Source organism: Stenotrophomonas sp. YJH_SMC_53, assembly GCF_059369995.1.
This window is the reverse complement of record NZ_JCAFTF010000010.1, coordinates 94,893-113,797: the sequence shown is the minus strand read 5'-3', so window position 1 is coordinate 113,797 and position 18,905 is coordinate 94,893. Positions and strand designations below refer to the sequence as shown.

The window sequence follows — 18,905 nt, the reverse complement described above, 5'->3', positions numbered from 1 at the left end:
TGGTTGGAACCGGCGCGGCCGCGGTCCGTACCGGTGCATCGATTGGGGAGCAGTGGAGAGGCCCACAGCGCGAACCTGCGCACAGTTCTCATGGCTGGCGCCGCCTGCGACAGCTGCAGACCCACAAATGCGAACGCCATCCCGCATGGATCGGGATGGCGTTCGTGGTGCCGGCGTGACCGGCGTCGGCTGTGGGCTCAGCGTGCAGCCAGAGCCGACGCGATTTCCTGCTGGATCGCCCGCGCTGCGGCCTGCGGATCGGCGGCCAGGCGGATCGGGCGACCGACCACGATGGCATCGGCGCCATCGGCAAAGGCCTGCGCTACGCCAACGGTACGCTTCTGGTCATCGCCGACCGGGCCACCGGGGCGGATGCCCGGGCAGACGATCGAGAATCCGCTGCCGGTGGCAGCGCGGATCGGGCCGGCCTCCTGGCCCGAAGCGATCACGCCATCGATGCCGGCGGCCTGGGCGGCCAGCGCGCGCTCGACCACCACGTCCACCGGTTCGCGGTCGATGCCCATCTGTGCGAGGTCGGGGCGACCCATCGAGGTCAGCACGGTCACTGCCAGCAGGCGCATGTCGCCGCTGTTGGCGGCGGCGCACGCCTCCATCATGGCCGGGTGCCAGCCATGGATGGTGGCGTAGCTGACCGGCCACTGCGACAGGCGCTTGATCACCGCCGCAGCCGTGGCCGGGATGTCGAAGAACTTCAGGTCGACGAACACGCGCTTGTCGCGGCGGGCCAGCTCATCGAGCACCTGGAAGTACTCGCCGGAGGCGAGCAGTTCCATGCCGATCTTGTAGAACGCCACGCTGTCGCCCAGGCGGTCGACCCACGCCAGCGCCTGCGCGCGGTCAGGCACGTCCAGCGCGAAGATCAGGCGCTCGTCATCGCGCAGCGGCAGCGGTGCGCGGCTCATGGTGCGTAGTCCAGCGCGGCGCGCTTGGCGTCGTGGCGGGCCTGGCGCGACTGGCTGTAATCGTTGTTGAACTGCGCCGGCTCGAAGCCGCCGTAGGTCGGGTTCGGCAGCATCCACCAGCGCTCGCCGAACCAGTCGTGGTACTGCTGCAGCAGGGCGTCACGGCCTTCGTTGGTGTTGGCGGTCACTTCCACGAAGTCACCCAGCTGGTCGCCGAACTGCATCAGCACGCGGTACTTCTGCCCGGCCAGGCGGCGGCGGCAGTTCTTCTCGCTGCCAGCCTGCTCGCAGCCTTCGACCACGGTGCCCAGGCCCAGGAACACGCTGTCATCGGCCACCGGCAGGCCCTGCTCGCGCAGGTTGGCCAGGGTCGCGTCCTTCAGGTGCACGGCACGGTTGGAGATGTACAGCAGGGTCACGCCCTTGGCGTTGGCCGCCTTGGCGAAATCAACCACGCCCGGGATCGCCTTGGCCTTCTTTTCGGCCACCCACTGGTCCCAGCTCAGCTCGTCGTATTCCTTGCCGTCGCGCACCAGGCGCGCCTGGTAGGGCGAGTTGTCCAGCACGGTCTCGTCCACGTCCAGCACCACGGCCGGCTTCAGGCCCTTGGCCTCGTTGCCGCGTTCTTCCGGCACCAGAGCATCCCAATGGGCTTCCTTCAGCGCCACGTCCAGGTGGTCGGCGGCGGCGCGGTAGGTCTGCTCGGTGATCGCCCTGTACTCCTGCGCACGCTGCATCCACAGCACGGCGTTGAGGTTGTCGTTGGCGGTGGCATCACGCGCGCCATCGGCCTTGGCGGCGGACGCCGGGGCCTGCGGCGCCGCGGCTTCAGCGGCAGGCGCGTCCACGCGCTTGCAGGCGGACAGGCCCAGCGCCGCGGTGGCGAGCAGGGTCAGGGACAGGGAAACAGGACGACGCATGGATTCACCGGCAATCAGATATACCGGTGCATTTTACCGGCAAAGCCGGCCCTGGGACGGCTATGCTTGGCGGTTGACCCGTTGCTCTTCCGGAGGCCGCCATGACCGATTCCACCCAGACCCCCGACGTCCCCCTGCTCGATGCGGTGCAGGCCCGCCTGCTGGGCTGCCTGGTGGAGAAGGAGGCGACCACCCCGGACACCTACCCGTTGACCGTCAATGCCGCCCAATCGGCGGCCAACCAGAAGACCGCCCGCGAGCCGGTGATGAACGTGGACGCCGGCAGCGTGCAGCACGCGCTGCGCCAGCTGGAAGCACTGGGCCTGGCCCGCCAGCACTTCTCCTCGCGCGCCGACCGCTACGAGCACCGCCTGCAGGCCGCGCTGGACCTGACCCGGCAACAGACCGTGCTGCTGGCGCTGCTGCTGCTGCGCGGCCCACAGACCCTGGGCGAGCTGGTGTCGCGCAGCGAGCGTCTGTACCGGTTTGCGGATATCGACGAAGCCCGCCACGCCGTCGAGCGCCTGCAGCAGCGCGCGCTGCTGGTGGTGCTGCCGCGCGCCAGCGGCCAGCGCGAAGACCGCTACATGCACCTGCTGTGCGGTGAAGTGGATGGTGCCGCGCTGGCGGCCAAGTACGCCAGCAGTGGCGGGGGCAGCAGCGATGCGGCCGATCCGGGCCTGGCCGAGCGCGTGGCCCAGCTGGAAGCGGCCGTGGCCGAGCTGCAGGCGCAGCTGGCAGAACTGCGCGGCTGACGCAGCCTGCCGGGGTCGGATCCCGCAGCGCGGGCTCCGACCCCGTCCGCATCAGGTAGTGCCGACCCCTGGCCGGTCACCCCGCACCGATCGGCGCAGGATCGATCCGTGGATCAGCACCCTCCGACCCTGAGAATTCCGTCGCAGTTGGACAGGGCGCGTACCCCCCATTCCTCCATCGTGTACTGATTCACCAGTTTGCTGCCGTTGTTGCGCACGCAGCTGACATTGATGAAGCACTGCGTGCCGGGCCGCCCTTCAATGCGGTTGACATGGCAACTGCGGCTGGCAGACGACGCATTCCATGCGTTCTGACACGCCTGTGTACTGGAACGTGGCGAAAGAGCGCCCATCTGGGGAAGCGTGAATGCAGATGCGGATGCAGACGCCATGCTCAACAACATCGTCACGGCCAAGGTCATGGGCTTCATGAGAACTCCTGGAGTTTCCGGGTTTGGGTAATGACCACAGCGCTGTCCAATGCGGCGCGTCGGTCACCCTCATCAAAGCCGGAAGCATCGGCGGTGAACCGGACGACATGCCGGTTTATCGCCAAATACAAGAGTTCTCATTCGATTCGTGCAGATTGCGTCATGAGCGCGGGGCTGAGACCGCCACCGCCCCCGGTGTCGCGTACAACCGGCTGGGTGAATCCACTCCTGGCAACTGGATCACTCCGCGCTCCTGCATGCCCAGGCCCAGCAGGATCTTCCCGGACACCACGTTGTCCAGATCGGTAATGCCATACAGATCCCGCAAGCCCAGCGCTCCGCGTGCATGCGCGAACACCGCACGCGCCGCCTCACCGGCGTAGCCCTGCCCGGCAAATTCCGAGAGCACCGCATAGCCGATGTCCGGCCCCGGCAGGCCATCACGCCGCACCAGCCCGGCATTGCCCAGCCACGCGCCATCGGACAAGCGCTCGATGGCATACATGCCGAACCCGTTCAACGCATAGCTGTGCAGCACCCGCAGCGCGATGTACTCCCGCGCCTGCTCCTCGCTGCGTACGTTGCGGTCACCAATGAATCGCACGAAGCCCGAATCGTTCAACAGTGCCAACATCGGCACCGCATCGCGGTCGGGCTCGATCGCACGCAGACGCAGGCGTTCGCTTTCAATCGGATGCACGCGCAGACCTCCAGCCGAAACCCCGATTCTGCCTCAACCCCCAGCTGTTGAATCTGATTTTCTTTGCATTGCCGTGGAAGGACACGCCCGGCGGTCACTTCAGGGACGGGTTCACGGCGTCCCCCGCGAACCCACCCCGACCGGCCAGCCACCGAACCAACGCGTGCTCCACCACGGAGGGGCGGCGCCGTTGGAGCGCCTTAGTCGAACAACGCCTCGATCGCCGCCAACCCCGCGCTCGCCCGTTCCTTCTTCCGCGCCGCATCCGCCACCGGGTCCGCGCCATCGCGCTGGATCTCCTCGGCCGGGATCTCATCGAAGAACCGGCTCGGCTTCAGCCGCACATGCTCGCCGAACTTGCGCGTGAGCTTGCTGTAGCTCATCCACAGCTGGATCTTGGCGCGGGTGATGCCCACGTACAGCAGGCGACGTTCTTCCTGCAGGTTGCCCTCATCCAGGCTGACCTGGTGCGGCAACACGCCGTCCTCGCAGCCGACGATGAACACGTACGGGAACTCCAGGCCCTTGGAAGCGTGCAGGGTCATCATGCGCACCTGGTTGCCGCCCTCGTCCTTGTCGCTGCGCGAGAGCAGCGCCAGCTGGCCGGCCAGGTCGGCGGCGGTGGCACCGCGCGGGCCGCCCTCGAACCACTGCGCCAGTTCCTCGATGTTGTTCGCCCGGCGCTGGTAGCTGGCCTCTTCCTTGGCCTGCTGGCGCAGCTCGCTCAGCAACCCCGATTCCTTGGCCACCTTGCGGATCATGTCGCCGGACGTCACCTGGCGCATCTGCGCCCGCAGGTCGCGCAGGATGTCGGTGAAGCGCGCCAGGCTGTTGGCCGCGCGCGGTGGCAACTGCTGCAGGGCGCCGATGGTCTCGGCCACATGCGCCATCGGCATGTCCTTTTCCTGCGCCAGCTCGGCCAGCCTGGCCAGCGTACCGGCACCCACGTCGCGCTTGGGCGACTGCACCGCGCGCATGAACGCGGTGTCATCGTCCGGGTTCACCAGCAGCCGCAGCCAGGCCAGCGTGTCCTTCACTTCCTGGCGTTCCAGGAACATCGTGCCGCCGGTCAGGTGGTAGGGGATGCGCAGCAGCTGCATCGCCTTTTCCAGCGGCCGCGACTGGAAGTTGCCGCGGAACAGGATGCAGAAGTCACTCCACGGCACGTTGCGCGACTGCGCCACGAAGGCGATCTCGGCGGCCACCTTTTCCGCCTCGTGTTCGCTGTTGCGGCATTCCCACACCCGGATGCGCTCACCGTCGGCCTGGTCGCTCCACAGCTTCTTCAGGTGCTCGTGCGGGTTGTTGGCGATCAGCGCATTGGCTGCGCGCAGCACGCGGTTGGAGCAGCGGTAGTTCTGCTCCAGCTTGATGATTTCCAGCGTGGGGTAGTCACGCCCCATCTGCTGCAGGTTCTCCGGGTTGGCGCCACGCCAGGCGTAGATCGACTGGTCATCGTCGCCCACGCAGGTGAAATTGCCCTTCTCACCAGCCAGCTGCTTGAGCAGGCGGTATTGCGCGTCGTTGGTGTCCTGGCATTCGTCCACCAGCAGGTAGCCGATGCGCTCGCGCCAGGCCAGGGCGATCTCGGGGTTCTCTTCCAGGATCTGCACCGGCAGGCGGATCAGGTCATCGAAATCGACTGCATTGAACGCGGTCAGCCGCAGCTGGTAGCGCTCGTAGACGCTGGCCGCTTCCTTCTCGCGGTTGCTGCGTGCGGCGGCCATCGCCTGCTCGGGCGACAGCCCGGCGTTCTTCGCGCGCGACACCAGGTTCTTCATGTCCTCGATGTCATCGGGCTTGGCGCCGTGCATCAGGTCCTTGATCTGCGCGGCGGCATCATCGGCATCGAAGATGGAGAAGCCGCGCTTCAGGCCCACGGCGGCATGTTCGATCTGCAGGAACTTCAGGCCCAGCGCATGGAAGGTGCAGATGGTCACCTCGTCGGCGTCCTGCTCGCGCAGGCGCTTGGCCACGCGCTCGCGCATTTCCTTGGCCGATTTGTTGGTGAAGGTGATCGCCGCGATGCGGCGCGCCGGATAGCGGCCACTGCCGATCAGGTGGGCGATCTTCTCCACGATCACCCGCGTCTTGCCGCTGCCGGCGCCGGCGAGCACCAGCAAGGGGCCTTCGATGTGCAGGACGGCGGCGGCTTGGGGGGGATTGAGACCGTGCATGGGGACAGGATTGTAGCGGGGTGCCGGCGGGCCGACCTGACTTGCATGACGCCTGGCCCTAAGGTATTGAGTCGACTCCGGAACACAGGAGCGTGGTCCATGTCCTTGAACATCATCGCCCGCCCGCTGGTGGCTACCCTGCTGGGCCTGCTGGCCGTGCCTGCGGCCGGGTCCAGCCCGGCACCGCCTGCCGACGCCTATGAAACCATCGTGCTGCAGTCGCACGAGTTCCTCGTCTACCATCCGGACCTGCGCTTCCGTGGGCTCGGCATGCAGGCCCGCGAGCGGGGCCGCCACGAAGAAGCCCGCAACGACTTCCGCAATGCCGCGCGCTACGGCGACAAGCTCTCACAGGCAGCGCTGGCCGACATGCTCTGGAACGGGCAAGGCGGTCCGGCCGACCGCGCCCTGGGCTATGCATGGATGGACCTGGCGGCCGAGCGCGGCACCGAGTGGCTGGTGGTACAGCGCGAACGCTTCTGGGAGGCGCTGTCCGCCGACGAGCGCGAGCGCGCGGTGCGCGAGGGCCGCGCGCTGTATGCCGAGTTCGGCGACCCGGCCGCGACGCCGCGGCTGCAACGTGAACTGCGGGCCGGCAGCATGCAGCAGACCGGCAGCCGCGCCGGCTGGAACGGCGCCATGCGCAGCCAGGGCCGTGGCGATGCGGGGGCCCGTGTGCTGCAACCGGAAAAGCACCAGTTGGCGCGCTACTGGGACCCGGTGGCCTACCGGCAATGGCAGGACGAGGAGTTGGCCAGATCAGGGCGATGAGCCACGCCTGCCAGGCCATCGTTGCCTCGGCGCTGCTGGCACCGGGGTACGCGACAGCCGGCACGTGATCGCCCGGCCACGGCCGATCCGCGACGGCGGGCCGGGTGGCGACTAGAATTGGCCGATGGCCAAGCTCTACTTCTACTACTCGGCGATGAACGCCGGCAAGACAACCACCCTGCTGCAGAGCGCGCACAACTACCGCGAACGCGGCATGCGGGTGGCGATCCTGACCCCACGCCTGGACGATCGTGCCGGCGCCGGCGTGGTGGCCTCGCGGATCGGCCTGCGCGCTGACGGCATGGCCTTCGACCGCGATACCGACCTGCAGCGCTGGGTGGAGCAGGATCTGGCAGCCAACGGCCCGATGGGCTGCGTGCTGGTGGACGAGGCGCAGTTCCTGACCCGCGCCCAGGTCTGGCAGCTCAGTGAGGTGGTCGACCAGCTGCGCATTCCGGTGCTGTGCTACGGCCTTCGTACCGACTTCCGCGGCGAGCTGTTCGAAGGCAGCCAGTACCTGCTGGCCTGGGCCGACGAGATGCAGGAGATCAAGACCATCTGCCACAGCGGCAAGAAGGCGACGATGACCGTGCGCGTGGACGAGCATGGCCACGCCGTGCAGGACGGCCCGCAGGTGGAGATCGGTGGCAACGAGCGCTACGTGTCGGTCAGCCGTGCCGAGTTCAAGAAGATCACCCGCGGCGAAGGCCGGATCGATCCGGCGCAGGCGCCCCTGCCGCTGTAAGGGGTGTTCTTTTGCAGGGCTTGCAGCCCTGCACCTGCTTCAAGCCGAAACAACGGCAACAGCGGGCATTCCGTGGAATGGCGGGGCGGTGTCGGAGTGCGGGGACGCTGCAAGTACGTCCCTGTAAGCTTGGCAGCCGCATCCATGCGGCTGACACCCCGCACTCCGACACCGCCCCACCTCTGACACAATCCCGCAGCTGTTGGTGGGTGTCGACCTTGGTCGACACATCTGTCAGATATCGAATGAAATTCCGGGGTCAGATCCGTTTTCCTTCGGAAAACGGATCTGACCCCCAAGAGCGATTCCAACAGATCGCGCAAATCTGTCGAAGGCGGGGTGGGTCCGGTTGAGGGGCGTGAGCCGCATGGATGCGGCGACCGAGCTTACATGGGTGAGGGCGCTTTGCTTGCGAAGCACTGCTTCGCAAGCGCCCGAACGCACAGCCGCCAGCGGCTGGGCCGGGCCCCGGAGGGGTACTTGCAGCGTCCCCCTCAACCGGGCCCACCCCGCCTCCCCGCAGGAAACCAGCTTCTGCCGTTGCTTCGGCTCTGGCCTCTGCAGGTGCAGGGCTGCAAGCCCTGCAAACCCAACCCCCTCTTAGTACAGCGTGCGCTCCGGCGCACCGGCCGGCGGCGGGGTGTACTGGTACAGCCAGGTCTCGGTGAGGGTCTTGCCACCACTGCGCAGGAACAGGCGGATGTCGATCTGCTCGGTACTGCCTTCCGGCGGCACCAGGTCGAACATCGCGCGATAGCCGTTGATCTCGCGCAGCGGGCGCGCCGACACGATCTCGACCCGGCCACGGCTGGCTTCCACCACCGCTTCGACCTCGGCCTTGTCGATCAGCCTGGCCAGTTCGCCACCTTCGAAGTCCACCGCGAAGCGCCAGCTGAAGTACTCACGCTTCTTGCCGACCACACCGCCCAGGCCGGTGCGGCTGGCCACGCAGTGCGCCAGCGGCGGGCGCGCCGGCGGTTCGGCGCCCCAGTACAAGCGGTAGCCGACCAGCAGCTCCTGGCCCGGCTGCGGCTTTTCCTTCGGGTTCCAGAACGCCACGATGTTGTCGAACGTCTCGTCCACGGTGGGAATCTCCACCAGCTGCACCGAGCCTTCGCCCCATTCGCCCTTCGGCTCCACCCACAGGCACGGGCGCTTCTCGTAGAACACGCCGTCGTCCTGGTAATGGTCGAAATTGCGGTCGCGCTGCAGCAGGCCGAAGCCGCGCGGGTTGCGGTCCACGAACATGTTGAAACGCAGGTTGCGCGGGTTCAGCAGCGGCCGCCAGATCCACTCGCCGGCACCGGTCCACAGCGACAGGCCATCGGTATCGTGGATCTCCGGGCGCCAGTCCCAGCCCATCCGGCGGTCGTTCTCGCCCACCTGGTACATGCTGGTGCACGGGGCGATGCCCAACCGCTCGATCGCCTTGCGCGGGTACAGCGCGCTGTCGATGTCCATCAGCAGCACGTCACCGTTGGTGATCGCGAAGCGATAGGCTCCGGCCACGCTGGGCGAATCCAGCAGGCCGTAGACCACGATCGTGTCCGAATCAGCCGACGGCTGTTCCAGGTAGTAGGCGATGAAATCCGGGAATTCCTCCGGCTTGCCCATGCCGGTGTCGATCGCCAGGCCACGCGCGGACTGCCCGTACTGGCCCTCCTTGCCGACTGCGCGGAAGTAGCTGGCGCCAAGGAAGGCGGCGAAGTCGCGGTCGGTGTCCTTGCGGGTGTTCAGGCGGAACCCGGCGAAGCCCAGATCGGCCGGCAGCTCGCCATCCTTGATGCCGCTCTTGCCGTAGTTGAACGCCGCGCCGTCATACGCCAGTTCCTGCGCCTTGCCGTCGACCACGTCGAACATGCGCACCGGCGAATGGAAGTACAGGCCCAGGTGGAAGAACTTGGCCTGGAACTTGCCGGGCTGGTCGGCCCACAGCGCATGGTCCTGGCGGTAGCCGATCGACTGGTACTGGTCCCAGTCCAGGCCTTCCAGGCGGCCCGGCAGCACCCGCTTGTGGCTCTTGTAGGGTGCCTGTGCAAGCGCGCGCGCCTGGCCCTTCAGGGTGGCGAAGTCGAACGGCTGCGGTTGGCCGAGGCGGCGCAGGCCCATCTGGCCGCTCCTGCTGGCCGCGCACGCGGGCAGGGACGGCAGGCCGAATGCAGCCAGGGCGAGGGAGGCATTGCGGATGAAGTCGCGTCGTTGCATGCAGGCGCGTCAGGCACAGGGAGGAAGGTCGGCCATCATAGGCAGACAAACGTTAACGGGCAGCGGAGACGCGCCCTGCCCGTTCAGCTGCCGCTGGTCGCCGGCTCAGCGCTGGCAGTGGCTGCACCAGACGCTGGTGCGCTGGCCGATGGTGGCGTGCTTCAGCGCGCGCCCGCAGTTCGGGCACGGCAGCCCGTCGCGGCCGTACACCAGCAGCTCCTGCTCGAAGTAGCCCGGCGCACCGTCGGGGCTGATGAAATCGCGCAGGGTGGTGCCGCCGCGGGTGATGGCGTAGCCCAGGATCTCCTTCACCGCGTCGGCCAGCCGCTGGTAGCGTGCTCGCGAGATCTTTCCTGCCTCGCGCAACGGACTGATGCCGGCCTTGAACAGGCTCTCGGCGGCGTAGATGTTGCCCACGCCCACCACCACCGCCTGGTCCATCAGGAAGGTCTTCACCGGCGCGCTGCGGCCCCGGCTGCGGGCGAACAGGTAGTCGCCGTCGAACGCCTCGTCCAGTGGCTCCGGGCCCAGCCCCTGCAGCAGCGGGTGGATCTCGCCAGCCGGCTGCCAGAGCAGGCTGCCGAAGCGACGCGGGTCGTTGAAGCGCAGCAGGCGGCCATTGTCCAGGCTGATGTCGACGTGGTCATGCGCCCGCAGCGGGGTATCACCGGGCAGCACGCGCAGGCTGCCGGACATGCCCAGGTGCAGCACGGCGCTGCCGATGGCGGTATCCAGCAGCAGGTACTTGGCTCGCCGGCGGATGTCCTCGATGCGCTGACCCGGCAGCAGCTCGGCCACTTCCGGTGGAATCGGCCAGCGCAGGTCGGCACGGCGCAGGATCACGCCATGCACGCGGCGGCCCTGCAGGTGCGGCGCCAGGCCGCGGCGGGTGGTTTCGACTTCGGGCAGTTCAGGCATGGGGCGATTCTACGCCCGCTCAACGCGGCGGCGCGGACAGCTCGCGGGCATCCAGGAAGCCATCACCGTTGGCATCCTGCTTGTGGAAGCGCTGCACGATCACCTGCCGCTGCTGCTCGCGGCTGATTGCCCTGCCCTTGCCGCCGGGCAGCTCGTCGGCGCTCAGCACGCCATCACCGTTGCGGTCCATGCGATCGAAGGCATACAGCATCCACTGTACGTACTCGGCCTCGCTGACCCTGCCGTCGCCATCGCTGTCCATCCGCTGCAGATAGCTGGCGGTGTCGGTGACCTGGGCCAGCGCCGCACCCGGCAGCAGCGCCGCCAGCAGAAGCCCGTACCCTGCCCTCACGCGCCCACCAGGCTGTAGCCCTTCAGCCGTGCGGCGTAGGCCTGCAACGCCGCGATGCCGCTTTCCTCGGCCTCGCGGCACCACGCCTGCAGCTGATGCAGGCGCTCAGCGGCGTCGTGGCCACGGGCTTCCAGCAGCGCAGCCAATCGCCCGCGGTACTCGACCAGGGTGCGGATGCGCGGCCGCTGCGCCACCCATGCGCTGAGCTGGGCGCGGCTGTCCGGCTTCAGCCAGCGGCCATCGTTGACCAGGCCACGGCGCAACCGGCGTGGCAGCAGGCGGCGCAGCTTGGCCCCGGCCTGCGCGGCCTCCTCGCGCAGGGCCGGCATGAACACGTTGCGCTGGTAATCGGTCATTGCCTGGAAGCGATGCGACAGCAGCGCCTTCAGGGTTTCGGCATCGGGCACGGCGATGTTCGGGCGCACGTCCATGGCCGGCGCCACCCGCAGCACCCTGGCCAGTCGCAGCGCCTGCAGCAGGCGGATCGCACTCCAGCCGATGTCGAACTCCCAGCGCCGCATCGCGAAGCGCGCCGAACTGGGGAAGGCATGGTGGTTGTTGTGCAGCTCCTCGCCACCGATCCAGAACCCCCACGGCGTGAGATTGGTGGAGGTATCGGCCGACTCGTAGTTGCGGTACCCCCACCAGTGGCCCAGGCCATTGACCACGCCCGCCGCCCAGAATGGGATCCATGCCATCTGGATCGCCCACAGCGCCACACCGGGCAGGCCGAACAGCACGCCGTTGATCGCCAGCAGCAATACCGGCCCCAGCGTGGCGTGCGGGGTATACAGGTGGCGCTCGATCGCGTCGTCCGGCGTGCCGCGCCCGTACTGCTCGATGTCCGCGCGCATGCCGCGCGCTTCGCGGTACAGCTCCACGCCATGCCAGAACACCTTGCCGATGCCGCGGGTGACCGGGCTGTGCGGATCGTCCTCGGTCTCCACCTTGGCGTGGTGCTTGCGATGGATGGCCACCCACTCGCGGGTGATCATCGACGTGGTCAGCCACAGCCAGAAACGGAACACGTGGGCCAGCGCCGGGTGGAAATCGACCCCGCGATGGGCCTGGCTGCGGTGCAGGTACAGGGTCACCGAGAAGATGGTGATCTGGGTGAAGACCAGCAGCACGCCCAACATGGCCCACCCGCCGAGGCCGAGCACACCACCGGTCAGCAGGGACATCAGGGCATCGGGCATGACAGCTCTCCGTATCGACGCGGGGATGGCAGACATGATGGGCGCTTGCGTTGCAAACTGCATCCCTGCGGCGGTGATTGCCACCGTCATCCGTGGCACCGTTCACAGTTGGGGACCTGAGTTGTCGAGCCTTGATCCACGCGCCAGCACCATGACTGCCGCCCCGCCCGTTGCGGAGCTGCCCCCCTTGATCGAACTGGACCGCGCCACCGTGGTGCGCGGTCAGGTGAAGGTGCTGCACGGGCTCAGCCTGCGCATCGCGCAGGGCCAGCACACCGCCCTGCTCGGCCCCAACGGCTGCGGCAAGTCGACCTTCATCAAGCTGATCACCCGCGAGCTGTACCCGCTGGCGCAGGTCGACGGCTCCGTGGCGGTAAGGGTGCTGGGGCAGAACCGCTGGCAGGTGGACCGGCTGCGATCGCAGCTAGGCATCGTCACCGGCGATCTCAGCAGCAATCTGGCCGACATGCCGGGCCTGACCGTGGAACAGGCAGTGCTGTCCGGCTTCTTCGCCAGCTACGTCGTGCCGGCCTTCCGCGAAGTGACCGCCGATATGCGCGCACGTGTGGGCGAGACACTGGCGATGACCGGCGCCCTGTCCCTGCGCGACCGCGCCTACGCCGAGTTGTCCGCTGGCGAGACCCGCCGCGTGCTGATCGCCCGCGCGCTGGTCAACCGGCCGCAGGCACTGCTGCTGGACGAACCCTCCACCGGGCTGGACCTGGTCGCCCGCGAGCAGCTGGTGGCGACCATGCGGGTGCTGGCGCAGCAGGGCATCACCCTGGTGCTGGTGACCCACCACATCGAAGAGATCATTCCCGAGATCGAGCGGGTGGTGCTGCTGCGCGATGGCCGCGTGCTGGCCGACGGCACCCGCGCCGAGCTGCTGCGCAACGAACCGCTGTCGGCGGTGTTCGGCGGCGCGATCACCGTCTGCGAGCAGGAAGGCCGGCTGACCGCATACGCGGGGTAGTCGGCATGCCTTTGTAGAGCCGAGCCCACGCTCGGCTGCTCCTGATCACGGCAAACGGCAGCCGAGCATGGGCTCGGCTCTACACAAGAAGGTGCAGCGGGCCGGACCCCGGCCCGCTGCACGCAACCTCAGAACCGCAACGCCAGCGCGCGCGACTCGATCGGTGCCATCCGGCTCTGGTCCTGCAGCTGCAGGTCGCGCAGCTCATACGGCGCACCGAAGCCGGCCGGCAACGCAGCCTCGCCGAACGGCAGCACCAGCTGGCCAGCGCCTGGGCCATCGAACCACGCGGCTGCATGTGCCTGCGCGACCGGCTTCATCCGGCCATCGCGGGCCGTGGCATACAGCGTGCCACGTGCCTCGTAGCGGCCTGCCGCAGCCACCTGCAGCGGCAGCGCCACCTGGCGGCTGGAAGGGTCCGGTGCTGCCTGGCCACTGAAACGCGCGGTCGGCCGTGCCACCGCGAAGGCCACCTTGCCATCGCGCAGCACGCCATCGGCCTGGGCGAACACCTGCAGCTCCCACAGCCCCTGCACGGTGCCGATGTCGGTCGGGATCCGCACCTGCGCGCGCAGGCTGCCATCGGTGGTGCGCAGCAGGCGCTGCGGCCAGCTGCGGCCATCCGGTGCGACCAGCAGGGCTTCCCCCCCCAGGCCGCCACGACGCGATGCCAGCTGCGCGGTGGTGGCACCGTCTTCCAGCAGGCGTGCCTGCAGCTGCACGTTGCCACCGGCCAGCACCTGCGCCTGGTTGGCCTGCACTTCCAACCGCAGCGGGCTGTTGGGCTCCAGCACCTGCACCACATAGCGGCCCTGCGCCTGCGTGCTCTGCAGGGTGTACGCACCGGCGGCACTGGTCGCGCCGGTGCGCAGCATGCTGCTGCCATCACTCACCGGCATGCCGGCATCCTGCAGCGCGCGCGCATCGACACTGCGGGCCACGCTGCTGCGGCCAGCCGGGTCGCGCACCTGCAGGGTGTTGGCCGGCAGCGCGCGGGCTCCTGCGGCCGGACTCAGCTGGATCACCGCATCGGGCGCCGTCAGCGGCAGGTCCAGGCCGCGCTGCAGCTGCGTGCCATCGACCTGCTGCCAGTAACTGCGGCTGACCGAGGCATATGGCGTGGCCGCCTGCAGCGGCTGTGCCGGGTCCAGCGCCCAGGCAAACGACAACGGCGCGTGTTCGCTTTCATCGGCAGGCAGCGGCGCGGCCACCAATGCGGCAGGCACCTGATCGCCCGCGCGGGCCGCCTGCAGAGGGTGCGCGGCCTGCGCGGCGGAAAGGGACAGTACTGCCAGCACCGCACTGGCCAGCAGGGTGGAATGGGTCGTCATGGTCATCTCCCTCACTGGGTCAGGTCGTTGCGCAGCAGGGTGCCGAGGCCGAAGCACTCGCGCCGGCTCTGGTTGTGGCTGAGCGGTTCTGCGCCCTGGGTGCGCGCTTTGTCGGTGAACCAGGTGGTGCCGGCCGCCTTCTGGCTGCTGCACTCCAGGAAGCCATCGGAGCAGGACGACAACCAGTTCTGGGTGAACTCCAGGCCAACGTTGGCGGCATAGCCACCGCAGTAGCTGTTGCTGTCCCACACCGCCGATTCCACGTCACTGCCGACCACCGCGCGGAACGGCCTGGGCAACGCCGGGCGACCGGCCGTGCCGTACAGGTTCTGCGCGTTGTAGGTGGCCATGCTGGCCACCTGCTGCTGGCGTACCGCGTCGTTCTTGTAGCCCAGCAGCCAGCCCAGTGACGTTTCGAAGGTATTGCCGTTGAGCACCGCATCGGCCAGTGGCGTGCCCGCCGAAGACGGTGCCAGTGCGTTGACCTTGCGCACCGTGCGGATGATCTTCGGATAGCGGCTGTCGTACGTCGGATTGGACAGGATCCAGCGCATCACGTTGCCGCCGTTGGAATGGGTGATCACCACCAGCTGGGTGATGCCACGGCTGTCGATGAAACGGGTCAGCTGGTTGGCCAGGCAGCCGGCGGCCTCCGGTTTCCACATGTACTGGGTGAAGTCACAGTTGATGACCACATAGTTGCTGCTGTTCGGCAGGCCCTGGCGCACGGTGTCGATGATCGCCGGCTGCCAGTAGTCCTGGGTGGCATTGGTCTGCGCGCCGGTGCCATGCACGAAGGCCACGCCGACCACGTCGGCGGCCTGCGCCGGTGCTGCTGCCAGCCCCAGAAGCAGGGCCAGGACGGTACTTCCTGTTGCGGTGCTGCGCATCGCTTCTCTCCCTCTGTCTTCGGATCCCCCCGACCCGGCTGGAACTGGACGGCCCCTGGTGACTGCCGATGTGCCGATGCTCACGGTGCGGCCGCGTGAAAGTCCGTGCGCTGCGCCCGGATTCAGCAGACTGGCACGCTTCGATGACGTTCTTCATCTCCTGTGATGACCATGCCGGGTCTGGCCGTATGACCGATGGCCACTGCGGTGCCGCATACGGGCTGCGATCATGATGCGGTGTTTTTCCTCCGGAGCCCGTCCATGTCGCTGATTTCCCACCCCGCCCGCCCGCTGCTCGGCCTCGCCGTTGCCGTGGCCCTGGCCGGCTGTGCTGCCACGGCCACCAAACCGACCGCCGTCGAAGCCAACATCACCACCAAGGCCGTGGGCTATCTGGACAAGAGCGCTGTTCCGGCCAGCCTCGATCTGGTGCCGGCACCGCCGGTGGCCGGTTCGGCCGCCCTCGCCCTGGACGAACAGGTCAGCCGTGAAGCCCGCGCGCTGCGTGGCAGCCCGCGCTTCGCCCAGGCCGGCATCGATGCGGAACTCGGCTTCCCCGAAGGTGCAAACCACTTCTCCTGCGCCGCCGACATCGACGTCGATGCGGTGAAGACTCCGGCGCTGTATCGACTGCTGGAGCGCAGCCGGATCGACGCCAGCGCCGCTACCAAGGCAGCCAAGAACCACTACCAGCGCCCGCGCCCGTTCATGGTCAACGGTGAGCCGACCTGCTCGCCGAAGGACGAGGATGGCCTGCGCAAGAATGGTTCCTATCCATCCGGCCACACCTCGATCGGCTGGGCCTGGGCACTGATCCTGTCGGAGATCGTGCCGGACCGCGCCGATGCCATCCAGGCCCGCGGCCGCAACTACGGCGAGAGCCGCCTGGTGTGCAACGTGCACTGGCAGAGCGACATCCTCGAAGGCCGCTTCATGGGTGCCGCCGCCGTGGCCCGCCTGCACGACAACGCCGCGTTCAACAAGGACCTGCTGGCCGCACGCAAGGAGATCGCTGCCGCGCGCAAGGCCGGCCTGCACTCCAGCCGCGACTGCACCACCGAGAACGCGGTACTGAAGGTGCGCCCGCAGAGCGCGCTGTAAGCCATGCCTCTGTAGAGCCGAGCCATGCTCGGCTCATGGCAGTCGAGCATGGCTCGACTCTACAGAAAGCAGGAAACAGAAGGGCCGGCATTGCGCCGGCCCTTCTTCATTGCACTACCGCAGCGACCGCATCAGAACTTCGCGGTGAACTCCACGCCCCAGGTGCGCGGCTCGTTGAGGAAGCCGGTCAGGTTGTTGAAGTCGATCGCACCGACCACGCGGGTCTGGTTGGTCAGGTTGCGGCCGAACACCGCCACGTCGTACTGGCCATACTCCCAGTTGTAGCCCAGGCGCAGGCCGCCTTCCAGCGAACTACGGCCGCGGAACTCCGGCGACTCGTAGATGAAGAAGTTCACCGCGCTGCGGTAGGCCCAGTCGGTGTAGGCGTACAGCTCGCTGCCATCGCTGAGCGGGAAGCCCACGCGCAGGGTCGCGTTGTGGATCCACTTCGGCGCCTGCGGCAGCGGGTTGCCGTTCACCAGCGCGTAGGTCTGGCCGTTGATCACCGTGGTCGGGTCGGTGATGGTGCAGCCGCCGCCGCAGATCGCCACCGCCAGGTTCTTGTCCTTGATCTCGGTGTCGTTGTAGCTGCTGCCAAAGGTCAGCAGGACGTTGTCGGCCAGGTAGGCCTCCAGGTCCAGCTCGACGCCCTGGCCGATGGTCTTGTCGGCGTTGAGCAGGGTGGCGGTGTTGTTGGAGCCGCCCACGGCGATCAGCTGCTGGCCATCGACGTCGTAGCGGAACACGCTCAGGCCCAGGCGCGCGCGGCGCTCGAACAGGTCGGCCTTGATGCCGGCCTCGTACGAGATGACCTTCTCCGAATCGGCCTGCGACAGACCCGGCGCAAAGGCCAGGCGGCCCTGGATCGACGGCGCGCGGAAGCCCTTGGCCACGCGGGCGTAGGCGTTGATGTCGTCGGTGAGCTTGTAGACGCCGCTCAGGTCCCAGCTGACGTCGTTGACGTCGGTGTTGGCCAGGTACGGGCCACTGACCGGGGTGCCGAACGGAACCGCCTGCAGCACGCTGGCGCTGAAGTCCTTCTTGTCCTGGGTGTAGCGCACGCCGGCACGCAGCTTGAAGCGGTCGGTGACGTCGAAGTCACCCGAGGCGAACACTGCCCAGGCCTTGTTGCGCTGGTTCTGCACCACGTGGCCGGTCTGCGGATTGCCCGGGGCCAGCGAGTCGTAGTTGAAGTTGTTGATGGTCACGTCTTCATCGAAGTAGAAGACGCCGGCCTGCCAGTCGAAGCGGCCCCACTCGTTGGACTCGACGCGGAATTCCTGCGTCCACTGGCGATGGTGCGGCAGGCCATCAGCCGACTCCGAGGAGAACGGAATCAGGCCCGGGCCGTAGTTGCCGGCACCGAGGAAGGCCGCACCGTAGCCACCGTCGATGTCACCGCGGTTGAGCGATTCGGCGGTCTCGTAGCCGGTGATCGAGTGCAGGGTCACCGAGCCGAGGTTCCACTGCAGGCGCGCGCTGCCACCCCAGGTCTCCAGGTCGGAGAAGTTGACGCCGTCGTTGGCCACCTTGTCGCGGTCGAAGTTCTCGACCAGCGAATTGCCACCCTTCTGGATGATGTTGGCGCGGAACAGGCGGGCGGTGCCGTTGAGCTTGCGCTTGTGCAGGTTGAACAGCGCTTCGAAGTCATCGCCTTCGTACAGGAACTGCACGCGGCCTGCCGCTTCGTCATACCCTTCGAAGCCGCTGTTGGGCGCGCCCACACGGGTGTTGTCGACCCAGTCGTCACGACGCTGGTAGATCGCCGAGACGCGCGCCGACCAGCGGTCGGTCAGCGGGCCGCCGTAGGCGCCCTGCACGTTCCAGCTGTTGTAGCTGCCGTAGCCGACGCGGATATAGCCGTCGGCATCCTGCGACGGGCGGGCCGAATCGAACTTGACCACGCCGGCCGGCGTGTTGCGGCCGAACAGGGTGCCCTGCGGGCCACGCAGCACTTCCACGTTGGCCAGGTCGAACAGCGGGAAGCCCTTCAGCAGCGGGCTTTCCTGCACGACGTCGTCGTATACCAGCGACACCGGCTGCGAGGCATTGAGATCGAAATCGGTGTTGCCCAGGCCGCGGATGTAGAAGCGCGGGAAGGCACGACCGTAGGACGACTCGATGTTGAGGCTGGGCACGCGTGCGGCCAGGAAGCGGATGTCATCGCCGGCCGAACCGAGCACATCCAGCTTCTCGCCCTGGATCGCGCTGACTGCGACCGGTACGTCCTTGGCGTTCTCGACACGGCGCTGCGCGGTTACCTGCAGGGTGTCGAGGGCAACCGGATCCTTGGCGGCAGGGGTTTCCTGGGCGGCTGCTACCAGCGGCAGCAGGGCGGAAAGAGCGGCAACGAGAGGGCGCGCGACCGGAAGGCGGCCACGGGAAGTGCGGGTCGGGGACATGGCGGTAGGCTGTGTTTGGAGGGGTGGTAAAACGGCGCTACCAGATAATTGTTGCAATACAGCACCTGCCCCGCAAATGCCGGCCGTTCATGGCCCCGTCGCCCTGCCCCCG

17 protein-coding genes are annotated in these 18,905 nt (G+C 67.8%); 5 read left to right on the top strand and 12 right to left on the bottom strand.

Features of this window, described 5'->3' with window-relative positions; all coding sequences use genetic code 11:
- Window positions 1-197 precede the first annotated feature (197 nt).
- Both pyrF and AC5P7X_RS16115 read right to left on the bottom strand, forming a co-directional pair.
- On the bottom strand, window positions 198-923 hold the full coding sequence (gene pyrF, locus AC5P7X_RS16120; RefSeq protein ID WP_005421084.1) for an orotidine-5'-phosphate decarboxylase: 726 nt from the start codon (window positions 921-923) through the stop codon (window positions 198-200).
- Window positions 920-1,843, bottom strand: a complete 924-nt coding sequence (locus AC5P7X_RS16115; protein WP_005421086.1) for a 5'-nucleotidase, lipoprotein e(P4) family — start codon at window positions 1,841-1,843, stop codon at window positions 920-922. Before AC5P7X_RS16115 ends, pyrF begins: the two co-directional genes overlap by 4 nt.
- A gap of 101 nt (window positions 1,844-1,944) precedes the next feature.
- Between AC5P7X_RS16115 and AC5P7X_RS16110 the strand changes: the two genes are divergently transcribed.
- The gene (locus AC5P7X_RS16110) at window positions 1,945-2,598 is read left to right on the top strand and encodes a YceH family protein (protein WP_164093077.1); all 654 of its coding nucleotides are present in this window, start codon (window positions 1,945-1,947) and stop codon (window positions 2,596-2,598) included.
- 113 nt (window positions 2,599-2,711) lie between these two features.
- Here the strand turns inward: AC5P7X_RS16110 and AC5P7X_RS16105 are convergent, their stop codons facing one another.
- From AC5P7X_RS16105 to AC5P7X_RS16095, 3 genes are all read right to left on the bottom strand, one after another.
- Complete coding sequence (locus tag AC5P7X_RS16105) at window positions 2,712-3,029, bottom strand: hypothetical protein (RefSeq protein ID WP_138953373.1); 318 nt, start codon at window positions 3,027-3,029, stop codon at window positions 2,712-2,714.
- A gap of 160 nt (window positions 3,030-3,189) precedes the next feature.
- Window positions 3,190-3,729, bottom strand: a complete 540-nt coding sequence (locus tag AC5P7X_RS16100; protein WP_053498019.1) for a GNAT family N-acetyltransferase — start codon at window positions 3,727-3,729, stop codon at window positions 3,190-3,192.
- A gap of 200 nt (window positions 3,730-3,929) precedes the next feature.
- Window positions 3,930-5,906: a UvrD-helicase domain-containing protein gene (locus AC5P7X_RS16095; protein WP_053498020.1), complete on the bottom strand. Its 1,977-nt coding sequence runs from the start codon at window positions 5,904-5,906 to the stop codon at window positions 3,930-3,932.
- A 99-nt stretch (window positions 5,907-6,005) separates the two neighbouring features.
- Between AC5P7X_RS16095 and AC5P7X_RS16090 the strand changes: the two genes are divergently transcribed.
- Together AC5P7X_RS16090 and AC5P7X_RS16085 are read left to right on the top strand one after the other, a co-directional pair.
- On the top strand, window positions 6,006-6,677 hold the full coding sequence (locus AC5P7X_RS16090; RefSeq protein ID WP_495215142.1) for an SEL1-like repeat protein: 672 nt from the start codon (window positions 6,006-6,008) through the stop codon (window positions 6,675-6,677).
- A 124-nt stretch (window positions 6,678-6,801) separates the two neighbouring features.
- Complete coding sequence (locus AC5P7X_RS16085; RefSeq protein ID WP_005421101.1) at window positions 6,802-7,422, top strand: thymidine kinase; 621 nt, start codon at window positions 6,802-6,804, stop codon at window positions 7,420-7,422.
- 600 nt (window positions 7,423-8,022) lie between these two features.
- Here the strand turns inward: AC5P7X_RS16085 and AC5P7X_RS16080 are convergent.
- The 4 genes from AC5P7X_RS16080 to AC5P7X_RS16065 form a co-directional block, all read right to left on the bottom strand.
- On the bottom strand, window positions 8,023-9,627 hold the full coding sequence (locus tag AC5P7X_RS16080) for an OpgD/OpgG family glucan biosynthesis protein (RefSeq protein WP_069138171.1): 1,605 nt from the start codon (window positions 9,625-9,627) through the stop codon (window positions 8,023-8,025).
- 105 nt (window positions 9,628-9,732) lie between these two features.
- The gene (gene mutM, locus AC5P7X_RS16075) at window positions 9,733-10,545 is read right to left on the bottom strand and encodes a bifunctional DNA-formamidopyrimidine glycosylase/DNA-(apurinic or apyrimidinic site) lyase (protein WP_346608207.1); all 813 of its coding nucleotides are present in this window, start codon (window positions 10,543-10,545) and stop codon (window positions 9,733-9,735) included.
- 19 nt (window positions 10,546-10,564) lie between these two features.
- Window positions 10,565-10,897, bottom strand: a complete 333-nt coding sequence (locus AC5P7X_RS16070; protein WP_053496705.1) for an EF-hand domain-containing protein — start codon at window positions 10,895-10,897, stop codon at window positions 10,565-10,567.
- Window positions 10,894-12,096, bottom strand: a complete 1,203-nt coding sequence (locus AC5P7X_RS16065; RefSeq protein ID WP_206619812.1) for a DesA family fatty acid desaturase — start codon at window positions 12,094-12,096, stop codon at window positions 10,894-10,896. Before AC5P7X_RS16065 ends, AC5P7X_RS16070 begins: the two co-directional genes overlap by 4 nt.
- Window positions 12,097-12,247: 151 nt before the next feature.
- Between AC5P7X_RS16065 and AC5P7X_RS16060 the strand changes: the two genes are divergently transcribed.
- Window positions 12,248-13,069, top strand: coding sequence for an ABC transporter ATP-binding protein (locus AC5P7X_RS16060; protein WP_053496707.1), 822 nt, complete (start codon window positions 12,248-12,250; stop codon window positions 13,067-13,069).
- 128 nt (window positions 13,070-13,197) lie between these two features.
- Here the strand turns inward: AC5P7X_RS16060 and AC5P7X_RS16055 are convergent, their stop codons facing one another.
- Both AC5P7X_RS16055 and AC5P7X_RS16050 read right to left on the bottom strand, forming a co-directional pair.
- Window positions 13,198-14,400: a DUF4785 domain-containing protein gene (locus AC5P7X_RS16055; protein ID WP_495215140.1), complete on the bottom strand. Its 1,203-nt coding sequence runs from the start codon at window positions 14,398-14,400 to the stop codon at window positions 13,198-13,200.
- Window positions 14,401-14,411: 11 nt separating this feature from the next.
- On the bottom strand, window positions 14,412-15,290 hold the full coding sequence (locus tag AC5P7X_RS16050) for a hypothetical protein (protein ID WP_053496708.1): 879 nt from the start codon (window positions 15,288-15,290) through the stop codon (window positions 14,412-14,414).
- A 261-nt stretch (window positions 15,291-15,551) separates the two neighbouring features.
- Here AC5P7X_RS16050 and AC5P7X_RS16045 point away from each other — a divergent pair, with 261 nt between their 5' ends.
- Window positions 15,552-16,391 (top strand): acid phosphatase, encoded by an 840-nt coding sequence (locus AC5P7X_RS16045; protein ID WP_005421113.1) that lies wholly within the window; start codon window positions 15,552-15,554, stop codon window positions 16,389-16,391.
- A 131-nt stretch (window positions 16,392-16,522) separates the two neighbouring features.
- Here AC5P7X_RS16045 and AC5P7X_RS16040 read toward each other — a convergent pair whose 3' ends face one another.
- Window positions 16,523-18,793, bottom strand: a complete 2,271-nt coding sequence (locus AC5P7X_RS16040; protein ID WP_053496709.1) for a TonB-dependent receptor — start codon at window positions 18,791-18,793, stop codon at window positions 16,523-16,525.
- Window positions 18,794-18,905: the final 112 nt, after the last annotated feature.

What these genes read in the sequence shown, in the direction of transcription:
- AC5P7X_RS16110 (WP_164093077.1), top strand. Translation starts at nt 1,945, where the DNA reads ATGACCGATTCCACCCAGACCCCCGACGTCCCCCTGCTCGATGCGGTG.
- AC5P7X_RS16040 (WP_053496709.1), bottom strand. Translation starts at nt 18,793, where the DNA reads ATGTCCCCGACCCGCACTTCCCGTGGCCGCCTTCCGGTCGCGCGCCCT.
- AC5P7X_RS16055 (WP_495215140.1), bottom strand. Translation starts at nt 14,400, where the DNA reads ATGACGACCCATTCCACCCTGCTGGCCAGTGCGGTGCTGGCAGTACTG.
- AC5P7X_RS16060 (WP_053496707.1), top strand. Translation starts at nt 12,248, where the DNA reads ATGACTGCCGCCCCGCCCGTTGCGGAGCTGCCCCCCTTGATCGAACTG.
- AC5P7X_RS16105 (WP_138953373.1), bottom strand. Translation starts at nt 3,029, where the DNA reads ATGAAGCCCATGACCTTGGCCGTGACGATGTTGTTGAGCATGGCGTCT.
- AC5P7X_RS16045 (WP_005421113.1), top strand. Translation starts at nt 15,552, where the DNA reads ATGTCGCTGATTTCCCACCCCGCCCGCCCGCTGCTCGGCCTCGCCGTT.
- AC5P7X_RS16095 (WP_053498020.1), bottom strand. Translation starts at nt 5,906, where the DNA reads ATGCACGGTCTCAATCCCCCCCAAGCCGCCGCCGTCCTGCACATCGAA.
- AC5P7X_RS16065 (WP_206619812.1), bottom strand. Translation starts at nt 12,096, where the DNA reads ATGCCCGATGCCCTGATGTCCCTGCTGACCGGTGGTGTGCTCGGCCTC.
- AC5P7X_RS16080 (WP_069138171.1), bottom strand. Translation starts at nt 9,627, where the DNA reads ATGCAACGACGCGACTTCATCCGCAATGCCTCCCTCGCCCTGGCTGCA.
- pyrF (WP_005421084.1), bottom strand. Translation starts at nt 923, where the DNA reads ATGAGCCGCGCACCGCTGCCGCTGCGCGATGACGAGCGCCTGATCTTC.
- AC5P7X_RS16050 (WP_053496708.1), bottom strand. Translation starts at nt 15,290, where the DNA reads ATGCGCAGCACCGCAACAGGAAGTACCGTCCTGGCCCTGCTTCTGGGG.
- mutM (WP_346608207.1), bottom strand. Translation starts at nt 10,545, where the DNA reads ATGCCTGAACTGCCCGAAGTCGAAACCACCCGCCGCGGCCTGGCGCCG.
- AC5P7X_RS16115 (WP_005421086.1), bottom strand. Translation starts at nt 1,843, where the DNA reads ATGCGTCGTCCTGTTTCCCTGTCCCTGACCCTGCTCGCCACCGCGGCG.
- AC5P7X_RS16085 (WP_005421101.1), top strand. Translation starts at nt 6,802, where the DNA reads ATGGCCAAGCTCTACTTCTACTACTCGGCGATGAACGCCGGCAAGACA.
- AC5P7X_RS16090 (WP_495215142.1), top strand. Translation starts at nt 6,006, where the DNA reads ATGTCCTTGAACATCATCGCCCGCCCGCTGGTGGCTACCCTGCTGGGC.